Source organism: Streptomyces sp. CNZ287 (genome assembly GCF_007827615.1).
This window is the reverse complement of sequence record NZ_VISV01000001.1, coordinates 240,185-260,668: the sequence shown is the minus strand read 5'-3', so window position 1 is coordinate 260,668 and position 20,484 is coordinate 240,185. Positions and strand designations below refer to the sequence as shown.

Annotated in this window: 14 protein-coding genes; 7 read left to right on the top strand and 7 right to left on the bottom strand. The window is 72.5% G+C overall.

Features of this window, described 5'->3' with window-relative positions:
* The first annotated feature begins 21 nt into the window (after positions 1 to 21).
* The 4 genes from FB457_RS01160 (at position 22) to FB457_RS01145 (ending at position 4,585) form a co-directional block, all read left to right on the top strand.
* A complete protein-coding gene (locus FB457_RS01160) occupies positions 22 to 774 on the top strand; it encodes a GntR family transcriptional regulator (RefSeq protein ID WP_047017861.1) in 753 nt (250 codons plus the stop codon).
* Positions 775 to 969: 195 nt separating this feature from the next.
* A complete protein-coding gene (locus FB457_RS01155) occupies positions 970 to 1,164 on the top strand; it encodes a hypothetical protein (protein ID WP_047017862.1) in 195 nt (64 codons plus the stop codon).
* Positions 1,165 to 1,269: 105 nt separating this feature from the next.
* A complete protein-coding gene (locus FB457_RS01150) occupies positions 1,270 to 1,857 on the top strand; it encodes an ATP-binding protein (protein ID WP_047017863.1) in 588 nt (195 codons plus the stop codon).
* Between the two features lie 217 nt (positions 1,858 to 2,074).
* A complete protein-coding gene (locus tag FB457_RS01145; protein ID WP_145780486.1) occupies positions 2,075 to 4,585 on the top strand; it encodes a SpoIIE family protein phosphatase in 2,511 nt (836 codons plus the stop codon).
* 59 nt (positions 4,586 to 4,644) lie between these two features.
* On the opposite strand, the gene FB457_RS01140 is transcribed toward FB457_RS01145, so the two are convergent.
* The 7 genes from FB457_RS01140 to FB457_RS01110 form a co-directional block, all read right to left on the bottom strand.
* Positions 4,645 to 5,394, bottom strand: a complete 750-nt coding sequence (locus FB457_RS01140) for a PspA/IM30 family protein (RefSeq protein ID WP_047017865.1) — start codon at positions 5,392 to 5,394, stop codon at positions 4,645 to 4,647.
* A 119-nt stretch (positions 5,395 to 5,513) separates the two neighbouring features.
* Entirely contained in the window at positions 5,514 to 7,610 is a 2,097-nt protein-coding gene (locus FB457_RS01135) for a TPM domain-containing protein (RefSeq protein ID WP_145780484.1), read from the bottom strand.
* Positions 7,611 to 7,950: 340 nt separating this feature from the next.
* Positions 7,951 to 9,522, bottom strand: a complete 1,572-nt coding sequence (gene dacB / locus FB457_RS01130; protein ID WP_486588889.1) for a D-alanyl-D-alanine carboxypeptidase/D-alanyl-D-alanine endopeptidase — start codon at positions 9,520 to 9,522, stop codon at positions 7,951 to 7,953.
* 153 nt (positions 9,523 to 9,675) lie between these two features.
* A complete protein-coding gene (locus tag FB457_RS01125) occupies positions 9,676 to 10,461 on the bottom strand; it encodes a succinate dehydrogenase/fumarate reductase iron-sulfur subunit (RefSeq protein WP_047017868.1) in 786 nt (261 codons plus the stop codon).
* A complete protein-coding gene (locus FB457_RS01120) occupies positions 10,458 to 12,446 on the bottom strand; it encodes a fumarate reductase/succinate dehydrogenase flavoprotein subunit (RefSeq protein ID WP_047017869.1) in 1,989 nt (662 codons plus the stop codon). Before FB457_RS01120 ends, FB457_RS01125 begins: the two co-directional genes overlap by 4 nt.
* Before the next feature lie 41 nt (positions 12,447 to 12,487).
* Complete coding sequence (locus tag FB457_RS01115; RefSeq protein WP_047017870.1) at positions 12,488 to 13,321, bottom strand: hypothetical protein; 834 nt, start codon at positions 13,319 to 13,321, stop codon at positions 12,488 to 12,490.
* Between the two features lie 118 nt (positions 13,322 to 13,439).
* Positions 13,440 to 13,730, bottom strand: coding sequence for a hypothetical protein (locus tag FB457_RS01110; RefSeq protein WP_047017871.1), 291 nt, complete (start codon positions 13,728 to 13,730; stop codon positions 13,440 to 13,442).
* A 355-nt stretch (positions 13,731 to 14,085) separates the two neighbouring features.
* Here FB457_RS01110 and FB457_RS01105 point away from each other — a divergent pair, with 355 nt between their 5' ends.
* The 3 genes from FB457_RS01105 to FB457_RS01095 all read left to right on the top strand — a co-directional run bounded on the left by FB457_RS01105 (position 14,086) and on the right by FB457_RS01095 (position 20,422).
* Positions 14,086 to 16,314, top strand: coding sequence for an ABC transporter substrate-binding protein (locus FB457_RS01105; RefSeq protein WP_145780479.1), 2,229 nt, complete (start codon positions 14,086 to 14,088; stop codon positions 16,312 to 16,314).
* Positions 16,315 to 16,642: 328 nt separating this feature from the next.
* Positions 16,643 to 18,529 (top strand): translational GTPase TypA, encoded by a 1,887-nt coding sequence (gene typA / locus FB457_RS01100; protein WP_047017873.1) that lies wholly within the window; start codon positions 16,643 to 16,645, stop codon positions 18,527 to 18,529.
* 255 nt (positions 18,530 to 18,784) lie between these two features.
* The gene (locus FB457_RS01095) at positions 18,785 to 20,422 is read left to right on the top strand and encodes an ABC transporter substrate-binding protein (RefSeq protein WP_145780477.1); all 1,638 of its coding nucleotides are present in this window, start codon (positions 18,785 to 18,787) and stop codon (positions 20,420 to 20,422) included.
* Positions 20,423 to 20,484: the final 62 nt, after the last annotated feature.

Here is a 20,484-nt window from a genome sequence, read left to right as displayed (position 1 = left end):
CGACGGGGGTGTGAAGAAACGGTGCCTCTAGGAGAGCAGCCCGCCTACCTGCGGGTCGCCGCGGACCTCCGCCGGAAGATCGTCAGCGGCGAACTGCCGCCGCACGCCCGGCTGCCCTCCCAGGCGCGCATCCGCCAGTTGTACGGGGTCTCCGACACCGTCGCGCTGGAGGCGCGCAAGGTGCTGATGGCCGAGGGCCTGGTCGAGGGCCGGTCCGGGTCCGGCACGTACGTGCGCTCGCGGCCCGAGCCGCACCGGCTGGTCCGTACCGGCTACCGCGGCCTCGCCGACCTCACCCCCTTCCGCCAGGAGCAGGCCGACGAGTCGGTCACCGGCTCCTGGGAGTCGCGCAGCGCACAGGAGCACGCGGGTGCGGCGGTCGCCGCCCGGCTGCACCTGGGCGCCGGCGACCCGGTGATGCGTACGCGCTACGTCTTCCGCTCGGCCGGCGAGCCCGTGCTGCTGTCCACCTCCTGGGAGCCGCTGGCCCTCACCGGACGTACCCCCGTGATGCTGCCCGAGGAGGGCCCGCTCGCCGGCTGCGGCGTGGTGGAGCGGATGGCGGCGATCGACGTCGTCGTGGACAACGTCGTGGAGGAGGTCGGCACCCGCCCCGGGCTGGCAGAGGAGGCGCACGCGCTGGGCGCCCTGCCGGGGCGGCCGGTGCTCTGCATCCAGCGGACTTTCTACGCCTCCGGGCGGGCCGTCGAAACCGCGGACGTCATCGTTCCGGCCGATCGCTACCGGGTCAGTTACCACCTGCCCGTCAAGTAACCCCAGCCCCTGGCCCTGTCTCCCGTCACCGCCGATTCGAACTTCCGGCCGAGAACGGTACTTCTCGTGTAAAGCCGTATGCGGGGAGTGAATGCCGGGCGTAAGCTCTGGCATATTCGAAGGGCAAGCGGGCGCCGGGGATCGTGATCGTCCCGCGTGCGTCCTGGGCAGACATTCATTCCTGGGGTGGGCATTATGGGTGCGGGTGACAGCGGCGCCGCACGCCCGTGGGTCATCGTCCGCGAGGACGACAACGGCAACCATTATCGCGTCGGCCGCTATGCCACGCGTGACGAGGCCGAGCGCGTGGTCTCCCGTTTCGGGTCCGCCGGCCAACGGCAGATATACCGGGTGGAGCGCGCCGGCGGTGGCGACGCCAAGCCCGTGTAGCTTCACGGACGCATGCAGGTGATATTTTCGCCCAAAGCGGGTATGTAGCTACCACTCTCCTTAAGTCGGGCAAATCCGACAGGACTCCGCTGGGATGTGGTAGGCGTGAGCAACCCCCCGTCCTTCCGCCACGCCGCCGTGACCCCGTTCTCCCCACTTCCCGATCCCGCCGCGCTCACCGGCTTCCGGGATCCCGCCGGCACCGCGGCGGCGCCGGCCGGCGCCGGCCTCACCGAACCCGCCGCCCCACCGGGCCCCGCGGGACCCGCGGGAGCCGCGACCCCCTCCGGGCTCGCCGACGCGCCCGGCCCCGCCGAGTGGAGCTTCCCCGCAGACCCCGGCTGCGTGCGCACCGCCCGCGCCGTCGTCCGCGACACCCTGCGCACCTGGCGCCTCGACCCCGTGACCGATCTCGCCGTGCTGCTCGTCAGCGAGCTGGTCACCAACTCGCTGCGCTACGCCTCCGGGCCCGTCGGCCTGCGCCTGCGCCCCGTCGGCGGACCCGACGCCTGCGGCGGCGTCCGGGTCGAGGTCTCCGACACGCTGCCGGTGCCGCCGCTGCTCCGTGCCGCCGCGCCGGACGAGGAAGGCGGCCGCGGACTGCAGCTCGTGGCCAGCGTCGCGGTGCGCTGGGGAACCCGGTGCGGCGGAATGGGCAAGACGGTGTGGTTCGAGCTGGGGTCCGCTGGTTAGAACGTACGAGGGAGGCTTCTTCGGCGTACGGAAGGGGGCGCACGGGGGCGTAGCGCCGGGTGCCGGTCGGGCACCACTTCGCAGATGTGGCGGTTACCGGGACCGGAAGCGGTGGGGCGTTCCGAACCCGTGACCCGACGACCATGTTCCGGATACGGATCTTCCCGCATACTCTGCGGTGCGTACCCGGAGCAGGATCAGCAAAGGGGGCGGTCGCGTGGGAGCACCGTTCTGGCAGAGCAGTCCGCCGGGCTCCATCTACGACCACATCAAGGTGGCCTCCTTCGCCCTAGACGCGGAGGGGCACATCGAGCAGTGGAGTGCCCGTGCCGAGGAACTCCTCGGCATCTCCGCCGCCGAGGTGCTGGGCCGCGACGCCGTCGAGGCACTGGTTCCCGAGGAGCTGCGCGCGGACGTGGGGGAGAAGGTCGCCGAGATCCTCGACGGCCGCGAGTGGACCGGTCTGCTGCCCTACCGCAGACCGGCCGGGCCGGACGGCGCCGACGCCGGGCACCCCGCGGTCGACGGCATCGCCGAGCTGTACGTCATGCCCACCACCGGCGTCGGCGGCACCCGCGGCGCGGTGTGCCTCACCGTCGACGCGTACGCGCTCCGCCGTATCGAGACCGACCTCGCCGCCTCGCAGGCCGTTTTCGGCCAGGCCCCGATGGGGTTCCTCCTCTTCGGCACCGACCTCCGGCTCGTCCGCGTCAACGAGCGGGTCGCCGCCGCCTTCGGCGGCACGGTCGCCTCCCACGCGGGCCGCTCGCCCCGCGACTACCTCCCGCGCCCCGAGGCCGAGCGCGTCACCGCCGCGCTCAGACAGGTCCTCGACACCGGCGAGCCCGTCACCGACATGCAGATCCTCGGGCCCACCCCCGAGGAGCCGCAGACCGGCTCCGTACCGGCACAGCGCGAGGGGCAGCCGGGCAGCCTCCGGTGGTCCATATCGCTGTACCGCGTCCACAGCCGTACGGGCCGGCCCATGGGCGTCGCCGCCATCGTCTCCGACGTCACCCACCGCCGCCGCGCCGAGAGCGAGGCCGCCAGCACCCGCCGCAACCTCGCGCTGCTCAACGAGGCAGGCGCCCGCATCGGCAACTCGCTCGACCTGGAGACCACCGCGCGCGAACTGCTCGGCGTCACCGTGCCGCAGTTCTGCGACATGGCGTGCGTCGACGTCTACCAGAGCCTCCTCGACGGCGACGAGGGCCGCCCCGGGCTGGCCGACGGCAGCGCCGAACTGCGCCGCGTCGCCTTCGCCAGCGCCGTCTCCGACGCCCCCGTCACCGCCGTCGGCTCCACCCACCGCTTCGACTTCCACTCCCCGCACGCCGCCGCGCTGCGCACCGCGCAGGTACGCCGGGTGCCGGGCGGCGACAGCGGCCTGGTGCAGACGACGCTCGCCGTGCCGCTGGTCGCGGGGGACACCGTCGTCGGGCTCGTGCAGTTCTCCCGGGCCCGCGGCAGCGAGGACTTCGGCGAACGCGACGCCGCCCTCGCCGCCCAGCTCGCCTCCCGCGCCGCCGTCTGCATCGACAACGCCCGCCTCTACCGCCGCGAGCACTCCCGCGCCCTCATCCTCCAGCGCAGCCTGCTCCCGCCCGGCGACCCCGAGGCCGCGGGCCTCGACATCGCCTGCCGCTACCTGCCGGGCAACACCGCCACCGAGGTCGGCGGCGACTGGTTCGACGTCATCGAGCTGCCGGGGCACCGCACCGCGCTCGTCGTCGGCGACGTCATGGGCCGCGGCCTGCGCGCCGCCGTCGCCATGGGCGAACTGCGCAGCGCCGTACGCACCCTCGCCATGCTCGACCTGGAGCCGGCCGAGGTGCTCGCCGCCCTGGACGAGATCGCCGGCGGCCTCGGCGGCGTCTCCGACGAGGTCTACCTCGCCACCTGCTCGTACGTCGTCTACGACGCGGTCACCCGGCGCTGCACCTTCGCCAACGCCGGCCACCTGCCGCCCGTCGTCGTCGAACCCGGCGAGCCGCCGCTGCTGCTGGAGGTGCCCCCCGGGATGCCGCTCGGCGTCGGCGGCGAGCCGTTCGAGGAGGTCGAGGTCGAGCTGCCCGACGGCGCCCTCCTCGCGCTCTACACCGACGGCCTCGTGGAGTCCCGCGACCACGGCCTGGACGAGGGCCTGGAGGAGTTCCGCAAGGCGCTCTCCGACCCCGCGCAGCCGCTTGAGGACGTCTGCGACCACGTACTCGACACCCTCTACACCCGGCACGGAGAGGACGACATCGCCCTGTTGATGGCCCGTATCGGCGGACTGCCCGCCGACACCGTCGGCGACTGGCTGCTGCCCGCCGAGCCCCGCTCCGTCGCGCTCGCCCGCGAACACGCCCGCACGCAGCTCGCTGCCTGGGACCTGGAGCCGCTGATCGACACCACCGAGCTGCTCGTCAGCGAGCTGGTGACGAACGCGCTGCGGCACGGCGAGGGCGGCCGCAGCGGGGGCGGCGAGCCGGAGATACGGCTCCGGCTGCTGCTGGACCGCACCCTGGTGTGCGAGGTCTGGGACAGCAACCTGGTCCAGCCGCGCCGTCGCCGCGCCCGGGACACCGACGAGGGCGGCCGGGGCCTGCAGTTGGTGAGCATGCTGAGCCGGAACTGGGGCAGCAGACGCACGCACCGCGGGAAGACGGTCTGGTTCGAACTGGCCCTGCCGGGCACGGGGCCGCTCGCGGAAGTGGACGAGGACGCGCTGCTGTCGGCGTTCTGAACCGGGTCGCGGGGGCCCGGTTCGTGCGGGGGCGCAGGGCCTGTTCGCCGGGGGCGTGCTCAGGCCGCGGCGCGGCCGCCGCCCGCCGGTGGCGGCTCGCCGTTCTTCAGCCGGGCCAGCCGGGCGTCGATCTCCGCCTGCATGCCCAGGTCGTCCACCTGCTCGAACTGCCCGTCCAGGGACGAGTCCGCCGGCTCCGCCCGGCCCGTCGCGCGGGCCTCCTCGCGGCGGATCTTCGCCTCGAAGCGGCCCAGGTCGGCGGTGGGGTCGGTGACGTCCACGCTCGCGACGGCGCCGGGCGTCCCGTTCCGCGCCTCCGCTTGCCGCGCGTCGGCCAGGAGCCGGTCGCGGCGGGATTCGAGGCAGGTCAGCTTCTCCCGCATCGCGTCGAGGTTCCGCTTCAGCCTCTCCACCACCTCCGTCTGCGCGGCGATCAGCGGCTCGGCCGCCGCCGCCTCGTTCTCCGCGGTGATCTGCCGCTCCAGCGCCGTGCGGGCCAGGTTGTCGAACGTCTCGGCCCGCGCGGCGTCGCCCCCGGCGCGTACCTCGTCCGCCTTGCGGCTGGCGGTGAGGGCCTGGGCGCCCCACTCGTCGGCAGCCCCGGTGTCCTCCTTGTGATCCGCCTCCATCAGGCGCAGGTTGCCCAAGGCGGTGGCGACGGCCAGGTCGGCCTCGCGGATGTTGTTGGAGTAGTCCCGGATGAGCTGATCGAGCATCTTCTGCGGGTCCTCGGCCTGGTCGACGAGGGCGCCGACGTCGGCGCGGGCGAGCTGGAGGGTGCGGCCGAGGACGGTCTGCTTGCCGGACACGGGTCTCCTTCGCATCTGGTGGCGGTGTGCTGGCGGCCCGGGCCGGTGGTCGTCCCGGGCGGTCTGGCGGGGGTACGCGCGGGGCGTGCGCCGTCGCGTGACCCGTACTCCCGGAAGCTCTAGAAGCGGCCTCCACCGCCCATCCGCCCCCGTGTGCCCCCGCCGCCGAAGCTGCCGGGACCGCGGCCGAGGCCGCCCCCGAAGCCGCGGCCCCCGCGCCTGCCGGCCCTCTCGCCGGAGCCGTCGCCGAGCATGCCGCCGAGGATGATCCCGGCGAGCATCCCCGTGCCCGTGCCGCCGCGCCCCCCGCCGCCGTAGCCGCTGCCGGGTCCTGCGAAGGGCCCGCCGCCGTACGAGCCGTCGAAGCCCCGGACGTCCTGCTCCGCCAGCCGGCGCGCCTCGCGGCCGAGTGCGTCCGCGCGCTGTGCGTGCCGGAGGGCACCGGCCGGGTCGGTGCCGGCAAGCTCCCCGGCCTGCCGGAGATGCCGCTCGCCCTCGCCCAGGCGGGTACGGGCCGCGGGGCCGACGCCGCCGCGGTGGGTGGTGACGAAGTCCCGGGCGGCGGCCACCGAAGCCCGCGCGCCGACGAGCGCCTGGTCCAGCAGCCGGCCCGGCCGCCGCCCGGCCTCCTCCCGCTCCCCGGCCCCGGCGAGCGACGCCGCCAGCGCCGCGTCCGCCTCCACCACCCGGCGCAGCGCGGCCAGCGGGTCGTACCTGCCGCCCGCCACCTCCTGCCCCACCTCCGCCAGCACCGTCCGCGCATGCCCGATCCGGTCCCGCAGGCCGGCGCCCGACTCGTCCGCGGCCGTGGTGCGTTCCACGTCCTGCGCCTCGGCGAGATCCTCGCGGATGTCGCGCAGCGCGTCGGTGAGCCGGGCCGCGGCCTCGCGCAGCTCGTGCTCGCGGCGCTCGACGGCCGCGACGAGGACGCCCGCCTGGTCGAGTGCGCTCTCCGCGGCCCGTACGTGGACGGCGGCGGTGGCCGGGTCGTCGGTGCCGAGTGCGGTGCGGGCGTGGGTGAGGTGCTCGCCGGCGAACTGCAGGCGGTCGCGGGCCGCGGCGGGGTTGCCGGCGACGGCGGCGGAGGCGGCCGGGGCGTACGCGTCGGCCAGCACGGCGAGCCTGCTCTCGGCGGCGCCGATACGGTCCGGGAGCCGTCGCGCGGCGGCCTCGGCGGTGGCGAGGACCTGCGACGCCCGGGTCACCATCGCGCGCAGCCGGTCGAAGTCGTCCGCCTCGGCGTCGAGCCGGGCGTTGGCGTCCGTGCAGCGGGCCACGATCTCCTCCAGCATGACGCGGCGGGCGCCGTCGTCCTCGGGGCGTGCGTCGTCGAGCGCCTGCCGGAGGCGGAAGGCGGCGGTCAGCTCGTCCTGGGCGTACCCGACGGCGTCGGCGAAGGGCCGCGTGGCGTCCTCGCCGAACCGGGCGGTGGCGAAGCCGAGTTCCTCCCGGCTGGTGCGCAGGGCGTCGTCGGTCTCCACGAGGAGCCCCTTGACGCGGGCGTCGAGGTCGGGGGTGCCGGCGGTCTCGTGGGGCCAGTGGGGCGGCCGCCGGCGCTCGGCGCTCCGCCGCCGGAGGACGAACAGGCCGGCGGCCAGCGCGACGGCGAGCACGGCGACGAGGGGCACCACGTAGTCGGTGGAGCTGGCGTCACCCTGCGCGGACTCGCCGCGGGGCCGGCCGCCGGGGTCGGTGGGCCCGGGGGTGACGTCGGCGGGGGGCACCTGCCGGCCGCCGAGCACGGCCGCGTACCCGTCCGCCGCGCCGATGGCGGCGCCGGCCCAGTCGTTCTGGCGCAGGGCGGGCTCGACGGCACGGGCGCTGACGGCGTCGGTGTCGCGCCGGGAGAGGCCGGAGCCCGCGCGGGCGGAGACGGCGGACTGGCGGTCGCCGGTGGCGACGGCGAGGAGGACGTCGCGCCGCTTGAGCCCGTTCCTGTCGGCGGTGGCGTCGGCCCAGGCCCGGGGGGAGAACGTGGAGAAGTCGCGTACGTAGGCGACGAAGAGCCTGATCCGGTGCTCGCGGTCGAGCCGTTCGAGTGCCCGGACGACGTCGGGACGCCGGTCGCGGAGGGCGTCGACGCGGTCGGTGATCTGCCCGTGGGGGTCGAGGGGGAGGGGGTCGGCGGAGTGCGCCGGGGCGACGGCGAGGGCGAGGGGCGGCAGGGCGAGCACCCCGGCAGCGAAGAGCCGGCCCCCGAGCCGCCGAATCCGCATGCGCACGCCTCCGCACCACGACGTGCCGCGGACCCGGCACGCCCTGTACGGGAGGCTATGCCCCTTTCAGTAACCTCGCACCCGGACACCCCCCGGGGGGTCCCCCACCCCCGTTCCCCGGGGCTGCGCCCCGGACCTGCGCGGGGCTGCGCTCGGGACCTGCGCGGGGCTGCGCCCCGGACCTGCGCGGGGCTGCGCTCGGGACCTGCGCGGGGCTGCGCTCCGGACCTGCGCGGGGCTGCGCTACGCCCCCGGCTGCGCCCGGGACCGCGCGGGCTCCGCCTCGGTACCCGGGACGCGCCCCTCGGGCCCCCCGCAGGGGGCCCGCGTCACTCGTCGTTCAGCACGTCCTCGGCTTCTGCCAGGCGCACTCCACATCCGCCGGGCGCTCCACGCCCCGCGTCCGCTGGGTCCGCGGCTCCGCCGCCGTGTCCGCCCCGTAGCCCGCCAGTGTCGTCACCACCGCGTCCTCGATGTCCTTCACCGAGCCCGCCAGGTAGTTGTTGAGCACCACGCTGAACACCAGCTCCCTGCCGTCCGCATCCGTCACGTACCCCGACAGCGCCGACGCCCCCGTCAGCGAGCCCGTCTTCGCGCGCGCGTTGCCCTCCGCCGGGGTGTCGCACATGCGGGTGCGCAGGGTGCCGCCCACGAAGCGGTCCTCCCCGCAGGCCAGCGGCAGCGACTCGTACCAGGCGTCGAACCACGGCTCGTCCTGCACCGCCGTCAGCAGCTTGACGAACTCGCGGCTCGGGATCGTGTTGCCCCGCGACAGCCCCGAGCCGTCGACCTGGCGCAGCGTCGACGTGTCGACGCCGATCGACTTCAGGTACGACGAGACGCCCCGCAGGCCCGCGCTCCACGTGCCGGCGTCCGCCGTCTCCACGCCGATCGTCTTCGTCAGGATCTCCGCGTGGCCGTTGTTGGAGAGCTTCATGAACGGGACCATCAGGTCCTTCAGCGGCATCGAGGCGTGGCTCGCGACCGTACGCGCCCGCTCCGGCGTCGCCCGCCCCAGCAGCGTCCTGCCCTCGACGTCCACCCCGTGCCGCTCCAGCGCGTCCCGGAAGACCGCGGCCGCGTAGCCGGTCGGCTCCCACACCGAGATCCACTCCTTGGTGGCGTTCGCCTTCACCGGGATGTTCCCGCTGACGACGATGGTGTTCGTGCCGTGCTCCCGCGAGATGCCGAGGGTGTCGCGCTCGCCCTCCGCGACCGTGGTGCCCCTGTTGTCGATCCTCACGTAGTCGGTCGCCGGCGTCACCTTCACCACCGGCCGGTCGCCCGCCTTCTTGCCCGGGTACGCCTCCACCACCACCGTGCCGGAGTCGTAGTCCGTGTCGGGGGCCACCGTCAGCGCGGAGATCTGCATCGCGTAGTAGTCCGACTCGTAGTCGGCGGACCAGCCGTTGCCGACGCGTACGGCGTCGAAGCGGGTGTCGTCCGCGACGAGGCGGTCGACCTCGTCCACCCCCGAGGCCGCGACCTTCTCGGCCAGCGCGTCGTAGTCGGCCGCCAGCATCGTCGGGTCGCCGGTGCCGCGCAGGTACAGGTCGCCGCCCGCCGTGAGGGCGTCCGTGGACCAGGTGTAGTCGGGGCCCAGCAGCTCCATCGCCGCGGCCGACGTGGGCAGCTTGGTGTTGGAGGCGGGGGTGAGCCGGGTGGCGGCGGACTGCTCGTACACCGTCTCGCCGCTCGCCGCGTCGGCCACGACGACCGACGCCAGCGCGCCTTCCAGGCGCTCGTCGGCGAGGACGTTGTCCAGCGCCTGCTTGAGCCCGTCGTCGTCGGGATCCGCCCCGGCCGGGGCGCCGCCGCCGAGGCCGAGGGCGAGAAGGGCCGCCATGCCGGCGGCGGCCGGCCAAGTCCACGTTCGCGCCGCTGACTTCGGGCGTCTGGGGGATCTGCTCATGACAGTGGAGCATGGCGAACCACGACACGGGCAACAAGTACCTTGCTGCCCGCGTCATTGGTTCGACCGGTGGTATCCGGCCGAACGGCCGAACGGGACGCTGGATGAATGAGTCCGATCTCGCGCCGCAGACGGGAGATCGGACTCGTTCATCTAGTCCTTGCGGCGGAAGATCTTGCTCCCCAGCCACACCAGCGGGTCGTACTTGCGGTCCGCCGCCCGCTCCTTGAGCGGGATCAGCGCATTGTCGGTGATCTTGATGTGCTCGGGGCAGACGTCCGAGCAGCACTTGGTGATGTTGCAGTACCCCAGGCCGTGCTCGTCCTGCGCGGTGGTCCTACGGTCCAGACCCTCGTCCTTCGCCGCGTCCAGCGGGTGCATGTCCAGCTCCGCGACCCGCATGAGGAAGCGCGGGCCCGCGAAGGCCGCCTTGTTCTCCTCGTGGTCGCGGACCACGTGGCAGGTGTCCTGGCACAGGAAGCACTCGATGCACTTGCGGAACTCCTGCGAGCGGTCCACGTCCTCCTGCTGCATCCGGTACTCGCCGGGCGCCAGCTTCTCGGGCGGGATGAACGCCGGGATCTCACGGGCCTTCTCGTAGTTGAAGCCCACGTCCGTAACCAGGTCGCGGACCACGGGGAAGGCGCGCAGCGGGGTGACCGTGATGGTCTCCTCGCGGTCGAACACCGACATCCGGGTCATGCACAGCAGCCGCGGGCGGCCGTTGATCTCCGCGCTGCACGAGCCGCACTTGCCCGCCTTGCAGTTCCAGCGCACCGCCAGGTCCGGTGCCTGGGTGGCCTGGAGCCGGTGGATGATGTCGAGGACGACCTCGCCCTCGTTCACCTCGACCTCGAAGTCCTCCAGGCCACCGCCCTCGGTGTCGCCGCGCCAGACCTTGAAGCGGGCGATGTAGCCCGTGGTGGGTGCCGTGGTCACTCGGTCAGCTCCTCGTCCGTCAGGTACTTCACCAGCTCTTCCTTCTCGAAGAGGTCGAGCAGGTCGGGCCGGATCGGCGGCATCTCGCGCTTCTCCAGCCGGATCTGGCCCCGCTCCGGGTCCGGCACGTCCGCCGCGGGCAGCGCGCCGCCCGCCGGGTCGGCCAGCCGGCAGACCAGGTTCTGCTTGCGCCAGTCGCGGTCCATCGCCGGGTGATCGTCGCGGGTGTGGCCGCCGCGGGACTCGGTACGCTCCCGGGCCGCGCGCGCGACGCACTCGCTCACCAGCAGCATGTTCCGCATGTCCAGCGCGAGGTGCCAGCCGGGGTTGAACTGCCGGTGGCCCTCGACGCCGGCGCCCCGGGCCCGTACGCGCAGGTCGCCGAGGCGCGTCAGGGCCTCGCTCATCTCCGCCTCCCGGCGGATGATGCCGACCAGGTCGTTCATCGACTGCTGGAGCTCCTGGTGGAGCGTGTACGGGTTCTCCGGCGGCTTGGCGCCGCCGTCCCCTTCCCTGCCCCCGGCCCCGGCCCCGGCGCCGGCCTCCGCGCTGAACGGGCGCAGCGCCTCCGCGGACGCCGCCGCGATCTGCTCCTCGTCGACCTCCGGGCGCCCGTCGGCGGAGCCCGCCGCGTCGCGCGCGTACTCGGCCGCGTACAGCCCCGCCCGCCGCCCGAACACCAGCAGGTCCGAGAGCGAGTTGCCGCCGAGACGGTTGGAGCCGTGCATGCCGCCGGCGACCTCGCCGGCCGCGAAGAGGCCCGGCACGCCCAGCGCCGCCGCCGTGTCCGGGTCGACGTCCACGCCGCCCATCACGTAGTGGCAGGTGGGGCCGACCTCCATCGGCTCGGCGGTGATGTCGACGTCCGCCAGCTCCTTGAACTGGTGGTGCATCGACGGCAGCCGGCGCTTGATCTCCTCGGCGGGCAGCCGGGTCGACACGTCCAGGAACACCCCGCCGTGCGGGGACCCGCGGCCGGCCTTGACCTCGGAGTTGATGGCGCGGGCCACCTCGTCACGGGGCAGCAGCTCGGGCGGGCGCCGGTTGTTGTCCGGGTCCTCGTACCAGCGGTCGCCCTCGTCCTCGCTCTGGGCGTACTTCTCCTTGAAGACGTCCGGGATGTAGTCGAACATGAAGCGCTTGCCCTCGCTGTTGCGCAGGACACCGCCGTCGCCGCGGACCGACTCCGTGACGAGGATGCCCTTGACCGAGGGCGGCCAGACCATCCCGGTGGGGTGGAACTGGACGAACTCCATGTTGATCAGCGACGCCCCGGCGAGCAGCGCGAGCGCGTGCCCGTCCCCGGTGTACTCCCAGGAGTTGGACGTCACCTTGAAGGACTTGCCGATGCCGCCGGTCGCGAGCACCACGGACGGCGCCTCGATCACGAAGAACCGGCCCGACTCGCGCTCGTAGCAGAACACGCCGGAGACCCGGCCGTCGGGCGCCTTGAGGATGCGCGTGACCGTGCACTCCTGGAAGACCTTGATCCGGGACTCGTAGTCCCCGCCGGCCTTGAAGTCCTCCTGCTGGAGGGAGACGACCTTCTGCTGCAGCGTACGGATGAGTTCGAGCCCGGTGCGGTCGCCGACGTGGGCGAGGCGCGGGTACTCGTGGCCGCCGAAGTTGCGCTGGGAGATCTTGCCGTCCTTGGTGCGGTCGAAGAGCGCACCCCAGGTCTCCAGCTCCCAGACGCGGTCCGGCGCCTCCTTGGCGTGCAGCTCCGCCATCCGCCAGCTGTTGAGGAACTTGCCGCCGCGCATGGTGTCGCGGAAGTGCACCTGCCAGTTGTCGCCCGCGTTGACGTTGCCCATGCTGGCGGCGATGCCGCCCTCGGCCATCACCGTGTGGGCCTTGCCGAAGAGCGACTTGCAGATCACGGCCGTGCGCAGGCCCTGCTCGCGAGCCTCGATCGCCGCCCGCAGCCCGGCGCCCCCGGCACCGACCACGACGACGTCCCACTGCTGCCGTTCGACTTGCGTCATTTTCTGTGCTTCGCCTTTCCCATCGGTCGGCTCGCTGCGCCTCAGAAGAGCACCGGGTCGTCGAATGCGCCCGAGGCCAGCAGATATACGTACAGGTCGGCGAGCCCCACGCTGATGAGGGACGCCCAGGCAAGCAGCGCGTGGCGTTCGTTGAGCTTGCCCACCAGGCCCCAGGCGCGGTAGCGCACCGGGTGCTTGGAGAAGTGCCTGAGCCGGCCGCCGACGATGTGCCGGCACGAGTGGCAGGAGAGGGTGTAGAGCCAGATGAGCACGACGTTGATCCAGAGCACGATGGTGCCGAGACCCACGTGGCCCCACTCGTACTCGCTGTTGCGGAAGCCGAGGACCGCGTCCCACGTGAGGATCGCGGCGACGGCGATCGCGGCGTAGAAGAAGTAGCGGTGCAGGTTCTGCACGATCAGCGGGAAGCGGGTCTCGCCGGTGTACGTCTTGTGCGGCTCGGCGACCGCGCAGGCCGGCGGCGAGCCCCAGAAGCTGCGGTAGTACGACTTGCGGTAGTAGTAGCAGGTGAACCGGAAGCCCAGCGGGAAGACCAGGATGATCGCCGCCGGGGACATGAACCACCAGTCGCCGAAGAGCGCGAAGTTGGGGCCGTTCTTCATGTCCACGCAGTCGGAGCCCAGACACGGCGAGTAGAAGGGCGAGACGTAGGGCGCCGCGTAGTAGTCGGCGTTGCTGAGGGCGCGCCACGTCGAGTAGACGATGAACGCCATCAGGCCGGTGAAGGTGGCGGTCGGCGCCAGCCACCAGCGGTCGGTGCGCAGGTGGCGCGCCGCGATCGCGGCGCGGCCCGGGGCGCGGACACCGCCCGGCTGGTCGGGGCTCGGTGGGCGTTCGGTTGTTCCGGTGGCCAAGGTTGTCTCCGGCAGGAGGGGATGGAGTGGGGTCGGGGATGGACGGGGTGCGCCGGCGGACCGGGGCCTGACGGGACCCAGGCGCGCGGACGCGGGGCGGGGTGGCCCGGCTGCCCGGCTAGGGGGCGTGCCGGCCGCCGGCGCCGAGTCCCTCGTCGTCGGCGTCCCGCCACAGGGTGTGGTCGTACGGCTGGTCGGGGATGGGGACCAGGGTCGGTCCCTCCTTCTCCGGGCCCTGGGCGGAGACCTCGCGCAGCAGGGCGAGGGACTCCCGCAGGTGGTCGGCGTCGGTCCGTACGCGTCGCAGCTCCAGCGCGCCGGTGCCCATGCGCTGCTCCAGGCGGCTCACGGTGCGTACGAGATCGTCGACGCAGCGCTGCGCTGCGGTCAGTTCTTCGTTCAGGGTCATGACATGCCCTCACGTCTTCGGTCGGGCGGTGCTGACGGTGCCCCGCACGCGTCTTCGCGCACGGCGAAGACGCGCTCAGGGCGCTGTGGGGGGAAGTCTCGCGCGTCTCGCGCTCACTTGGGAAGGGATCTGCAGATTTCCCCCTCCGGGGGTGACGTACGGGGCTGGATCCTGCCGATCCGTACGGAAAACAGACGGCCCGCCGTGCCCGCGGCTGGGCCGGACGGGTGGAGTCGGGCGGCGCGTCGGCCGTGTCGCCGCGGGCTGTGGGGCGGGCTCGTTTTAGGTGGCGGGACAAGAGAAGTGTGATGAGCGGCCAATGACGCCGAAAGTGTGCATCACGGAGGTATCGCGCATGTCCCTTCACAGCCGCAGGCGCTACACCGCCGTGCTGATCGCGGCGGGCGTCACCCTGCCCCTGGCGGGCTGCGACACCTCCCCGAACGACGCGGCCGGTGCCGCGCACGACGTCACCGTCGTCTCGCGCGAGCAGCTCCGGCCCGGCGGCACGGTCCGCTGGGCCGTGGACGAGGCGCCGGAGACGTTCAACGTCTTCCAGGCCGACGCGAGCGAGGCGACCGACCGCGTGGCGGGCGCGGTGCTGCCCCGGCTCTTCACCCTCGACCAGCACGGCAAGCCGACGGCCGACCCGGATTACCTGGAGAGCGCGGAGATCGAGGACCGCAGCCCGAAGCAGCGGGTGGTCTACCGGCTGAACCCGAGGGCGGTCTGGAGCGACGGGCGGCCGATCGGGGCGGAGGACTTCGAGGCGCAGTGGCTGGCGCTGAACGGCGAGGACACCGCGTTCTGGACGGCGCGCAACGCCGGTTACGACCGGATCGAGTCGGTCGAGGCGGGCGACGAGCCGGGCGAGGTACGGGTCGTCTTCGACGAGCCGTACGCGGACTGGGAGGCGCTGTTCTCGCCGCTGTACCCGATGAGCGTGACGAAGACGCCGGAGGCGTTCAACGACGGGTCGAGGACGGGGCTGGCGGAGGTCGCGGGCCCGTTCACGATCAAGGACGTCGAGGGCAAGAAGAAGGAGAAGAAGAAGGACGGGAAGAAGAAGGACGGGAAGAAGAAGGACGGGAAGAAGAAGGACGAGAAGGACAAGGACGGGAAGAAGAAGGACGAGAAGAAGAAGGACGAGAAGAAGAAGGGGAAGCGGGACGAGAGCGACGCGAGCGAGCCGACGTCGGTGACGCTCGTGCGCAACCCCCGCTGGTGGGGCGACCGGGCGCTGCTCGACCGGCTCGTCTTCCAGGAGCTGCCGCGCGGCGCCGGGCGGGAGAAGGCGCTGGACGCCGGCCGGCTGAACATCGCCGAGGTCGAACGGGACGAAGCCCTGGGGGCCGCCCGCGCCGAGCGGGCCGCCAAGGCCGCGGTGCAGGTCACCAAGAACGACAGGGCCCAGGACGGCAAGCCGCTGGACCTGGTGACGCTGCCGAAGGCCGGCCCGCGCCCGTACACCGTGCACCGGGCGCTGGAGCCCGCGTACACGCAGCTCGCGCTCAACGGCAGCTCGGGTCCGCTCGCCGACGGGCGGGTACGCCGCGCCGTCGCGCGCGCCGTGGACCGCGGCACCCTGGCGCGCAGCGTCCTCGGCCCGCACGGCCTGCCGTCGAAGCCGCTGGGCAGCCACCTGCTCATGCCCGGCCAGCCCGGCTACAGCGACCAGAGCGCCGCGCTCGGCCCGCAGGACGTGATCGCGGCGCAGAAGATGCTGGCGGAGGCGGGCTGGAAGGGCGGCCCGCGGTCGGAGGAGGCCGAGGCGAAGGGCGCCGGCGCGCGTGACCGCGCGGACGGCGCGGGGTCCGGCGACGACAAGCCGGCCGGTGCGGTGCTGCCGACGTACGACGTGCCGCTGTCGGTGACGCAGCCGGCGCAGGCGCAGTACGTCGCGCTGGCGCGGCAGGCGGACCTGTGGGCGGCGGCGGCGAAGCACGGCAAGTCCTCGAAGGCGTACAAGAAGGCCGTGAAGGCGGCCCGGCTGGCGCGCACGGCGCTGGCCGAGCGGGAGACGAGCGTGGCGCAGCCGCCGCGGCAGCGGCCGTTCGTCAAGAACGGCAAGCCGCTGACGCTCCGCTTCGTGGTGCCGCAGGGGCCCGGGACGGAGCAGTTGCGGTCGGTGGCCTCGCGGGTGGTGCGGATGATGGACAACATCGGCGTACGGACCGAGGTGGTGGAGGCCGGGGAGCAGGGCTACTTCAAGGACTACATCGCGTCCGGCGAGTACGACATGGCGCTCTACTCCTGGCCGGGCACCCCCTACCCGGCCACCGACGCCCGCCCGATCTACGCCAAGCCGGTGCCGTCCCCCGACGGCTCCCTGGTCGTCGAGCAGAACTACACCCGGGTCGGCACCGACGAGATCGACCAGCTCTTCGACCAGGCGGCGTCGGAACTGGACGACGAGGTCGCCCAGGAACTCCTCACCCGCGCCGACGCCCGCATCTGGGCGGCCGCCGGCTCGATCCCCCTCTACCAGCGCCCCCAGCTGGTGGCCACCACCCGCAACCTCGCCAACGCCGGCGCCTTCGGCTTCACCACCCCCCGCTACCAGGACATCGGCTACCGCAACTGACGACCAGGTCCCCCGGCCGGTGGGGTTCGTTGCCGCCGCCTCGCCGGCCGTCCGCGAGGACGACGGGGGAGTGCGCCGACGTCAGCGAGGCGCTCACGCCGGCCGGGCTCTGAGCGGGCTGGGCGCCCCTCCCCGGCGGAGGCCCGGGGATCCCGGCATCTTCCGGACGAGGACTGAGGGCGGGGCGGGCGGGGGGTGGGATGCGGGGTGGGCGGGGGCGGACTGGCGTACCGGCGCGCGTGGGGGTGGGGGAGGGGGACCGTACGATAGGACGGCCGTGGTCGAATCGCCCGGCTGACCCCCTCTAGTTCGGGAGCACCGCCCAGTCATGCCGACGCGCCAGGACATTCGCAACGTCGCCATCGTCGCCCACGTGGACCACGGCAAGACCACCCTGGTCGACGCCATGCTCAAGCAGGCCGGCGCCTTCGCCGAGCACCAGCTCCAGTCCGTCGACGACCGGGTCATGGACACCGGGGACCTGGAGCGCGAGAAGGGCATCACCATTCTCGCCAAGAACACCGCGGTGAAATACCACCCCAAGAGCGGCGACCCGGTGGTGATCAACATCATCGACACCCCCGGTCACGCCGACTTCGGCGGCGAGGTCGAGCGCGGTCTTTCCATGGTCGACGCCGTCGTGCTGCTGGTCGACGCCTCCGAGGGGCCGCTGCCGCAGACCCGGTTCGTGCTGCGCAAGGCGCTCCAGGCGCGGCTGCCGGTGATCCTGTGCATCAACAAGACGGACCGGCCCGACTCGCGGATCTCCGAGGTCGTGGACGACACGTACGACCTCTTCCTCGACCTCGACGCCGACGAGGAGCAGATCGAGTTCCCGATCGTCTACGCCTGCGCCCGCGACGGCGTCGCCTCGCTCACCCAGCCGGAGGACGGCACGGTGCCGGCGGACAGCGACAGCCTGGAGCCGTTCTTCTCCACGATCCTGGACTACGTCCCGGCCCCGGCGTACGACGAGGGCGCGCCGCTCCAGGCGCACGTGACCAACCTCGACGCCGACAACTTCCTCGGCCGCATCGCGCTGCTCCGCGTGGAGCAGGGCGAGCTGAAGAAGGGGCAGACCGTCGCGTGGATCAAGCGCGACGGCACCGTGCAGAACGTGCGGATCACCGAGCTGATGATGACCGACGCGCTCACCCGCCGCCCCGCGCAGCTCGCCGGGCCCGGGGACATCTGCGCGGTCGCCGGCATCACCGACATCATGATCGGCGAGACCCTCGCGGACCCGGAGAACCCGGTCGCGCTGCCGCTGATCACCGTGGACGAGCCGGCGATCTCCATGACCATCGGGACGAACACCTCCCCGCTGGTCGGCAAGGGAGTCGGCGGCGGGAAGAGCAAGGGCCACAAGGTCACCGCCCGGCTGGTCAAGGACCGCCTCGACCGCGAACTCGTCGGCAACGTGTCGCTGCGCGTGCTTCCCACCGAGCGGCCCGACGCCTGGGAGGTGCAGGGCCGCGGCGAGCTGGCGCTGGCGATCCTGGTGGAGACGATGCGCCGGGAGGGCTTCGAGCTGACCGTCGGCAAGCCCGAGGTGGTCACCAAGGAGATCGACGGCAAGGTCCACGAGCCGGTCGAGCGGATGACGATCGACGCACCCGAGGAGCACCTGGGCGCGATCACGCAGCTCCTCGCCGCCCGCAGGGGCCGGATGGAGACGATGACGAACCACGGGTCCGGCTGGGTCCGCATGGAGTTCGTCGTGCCCTCGCGCGGGCTCATCGGCTTCCGTACGGAGTTCCTCACGCAGACCCGCGGCACGGGCATCGCGCACTCGATCTTCGAGGGGCACGAGCCGTGGTTCGGCGAGCTGCGGACGCGCAGCAGCGGGTCGCTGGTCGCGGACCGGACGGGCGCGGTGACGGCGTTCGCGATGACGAACCTCCAGGAGCGCGGGACGCTCTTCGTCGAGCCGGGCACCGAGGTGTACGAGGGCATGATCGTCGGGGAGAACTCCCGCTCCGATGACATGGACGTCAACATCACCAAGGAGAAGAAGCTCAGCAACGTCCGGTCGTCGACGGCCGACATCGCCGAGTCGATCGTGCCGCCGCGGAAGCTGTCGCTGGAGCAGTCGCTGGAGTTCTGCCGCGACGGCGAGTGCGTGGAGGTCACGCCGGACACGGTGCGGATCCGCAAGGTGGTGCTCGACGGGCGCGAGCGCGCGCGGGCGGCCTCGCGGGCGAAGCACGCGTAACGCCGCCCGGCGGGCGGAGTCCGTACACGCGGGGCATACCCGCATCTGACCCGCGGCACCTCACGCGCGGCAGGAACACGCCGCACCCGCGCGCCCCCCGTACACCCTGCATCCCTCCGCCTCTCGGACCGGCGCGCCGTGCGCGCTCCATCCGGGGGTTGTGCTCCCCCGATGGCGTGCCACCGGAAGCGCGAACGTCCCTTATGGGGTCTTATGTCACGTAAGTGATACTAGGGATCCTTGGGAGGCACCCTCATGCGCCGAGCCACCCGCGCCTCGTGGACCGCCTGCGTCGTCTGCGCCGCACTCGCCGCGGCCGGCTGCGGCAGTGACAGCGGTGACGGCGGTTCGTCAGGCGGCGGGAGCACCTTCACCGCGCAGTGGGGCGACCCGCAGAACCCGCTGGAGCCGGCCAACACCAACGAGGTCCAGGGCGGCAAGGTCCTCAAGCTGATCACCCGCGGGCTCGTCGTCTACGACCCGAAGACCGCCGAGCCGAAGAACATGCTCGCCCAGTCCATCAAGAGCGACGACCAGAAGAACTGGACCGTCAAGGTCAAGAAGGGCTTCCGGTTCAGCAACGGCGAGCCGGTCACCGCCAGATCCTTCGTCGACGCCTGGAACTACGCGGCCAACATCAAGAACCGGCAGGTCAACGCCACCTTCTTCCGGTACATCGACGGCTACGACAAGGTCCACCCGACCGCCGAGGGCTCCGAGCCGAGCGCCCGGAAGCTCTCCGGCTTGAAGGTCGTCGACGACCGGACGTTCACCGTCAAGCTGTCGCAGAAGTTCTCCGTCTGGCCCGACACCCTCGGCTACCCGGCCTTCGCGCCGCTGCCGAAGGCGTTCTTCGACAACCACGCCGCGTGGCTCGACAAGCCCATCGGCAACGGCCCGTACAAGATCGAGTCGTACAACAAGGGCACGTCCATGAAGCTCGTCAAGGACGGCACGTACAAGGGCGACGACAAGGCGAAGAACGACGGCGTCGAGCTGAAGGTCTACACCGACCAGAACACGGCCTTCACCGACCTCCAGGCCGGCAACCTCGATATCTCCGACGAACTGCCCGCCGGCCAGCTCGCCAACGCCAAGAACGACCTCGGCGACCGTTTCATCAACCAGAAGGCCGGCATCATCCAGACCCTCGCCTTCCCGCTCTACGACGACGCCTGGGGCGGCCGGGACAACGTCGACCTGCGCCGCGGGATCTCCAAGGCGATCGACCGCGAGCAGATCACCAAGCAGATCTACGACGACACCCGCATCCCCGCCAAGGACTGGACCTCCCCGGTCATCGGCGCGAAGGGCGGCTTCGACGACACGATCTGCGGCGACCTGTGCGCGTACGACCCGAAGCGGGCCAAGAAGCTCATCGACGGCGCCGGCGGCCTCCCCGGCGGGAAGGTGACGATCTCCTCCAACGTCGACACCGGCTCCCACCGGGAGTGGATGGACGCGGTCTGCAACAGCATCAACAAGGCGCTCGGCAAGGAGAACGCCTGCGTCGTCAACCCCATCGGCACCTTCGCGGACTTCCGCACCCAGGTCGTGGACCGCAGCTTCAAGGGCCCGTTCCGCGCCGGCTGGCAGATGGACTACCCGCTGATCGAGAACTTCCTCGCGCCGACGTACCTCACCGGCGCGTCCTCCAACGACGCCGAGTACAGCAACAAGAAGTTCGACGACCTCATCAACCAGGCCAACGCCGCCGGCAGCACCTCCGAGGCCGTCAAGAAGTACAAGGACGCGGAGCGGCTGCTCGCCAAGGACGTGCCGGCGATCCCGCTCTGGTACCAGAACGGCATCGCCGGCCACTCCGACCGCGTCAGCGACGTCTTCCTCGACCCGTTCAGCGTCCCCTCCTACCCGGACGTCAAGGTCAAGTAGTGCACGCGCGGCGGTCCGCCGCGGCCTCGACGGAGGGGGCGGACACGCGAGGAGAGGAGGGG

Coding starts and splice junctions, on each gene's coding strand:
- FB457_RS01155 (WP_047017862.1), top strand. CDS start 970: ATGGGTGCGGGTGACAGCGGCGCCGCACGCCCGTGGGTCATCGTCCGC.
- FB457_RS01135 (WP_145780484.1), bottom strand. CDS start 7,610: ATGCGGATTCGGCGGCTCGGGGGCCGGCTCTTCGCTGCCGGGGTGCTC.
- dacB (WP_486588889.1), bottom strand. CDS start 9,522: ATGAGCAGATCCCCCAGACGCCCGAAGTCAGCGGCGCGAACGTGGACT.
- FB457_RS01120 (WP_047017869.1), bottom strand. CDS start 12,446: ATGACGCAAGTCGAACGGCAGCAGTGGGACGTCGTCGTGGTCGGTGCC.
- FB457_RS01110 (WP_047017871.1), bottom strand. CDS start 13,730: ATGACCCTGAACGAAGAACTGACCGCAGCGCAGCGCTGCGTCGACGAT.
- FB457_RS01105 (WP_145780479.1), top strand. CDS start 14,086: ATGTCCCTTCACAGCCGCAGGCGCTACACCGCCGTGCTGATCGCGGCG.
- typA (WP_047017873.1), top strand. CDS start 16,643: ATGCCGACGCGCCAGGACATTCGCAACGTCGCCATCGTCGCCCACGTG.
- FB457_RS01095 (WP_145780477.1), top strand. CDS start 18,785: ATGCGCCGAGCCACCCGCGCCTCGTGGACCGCCTGCGTCGTCTGCGCC.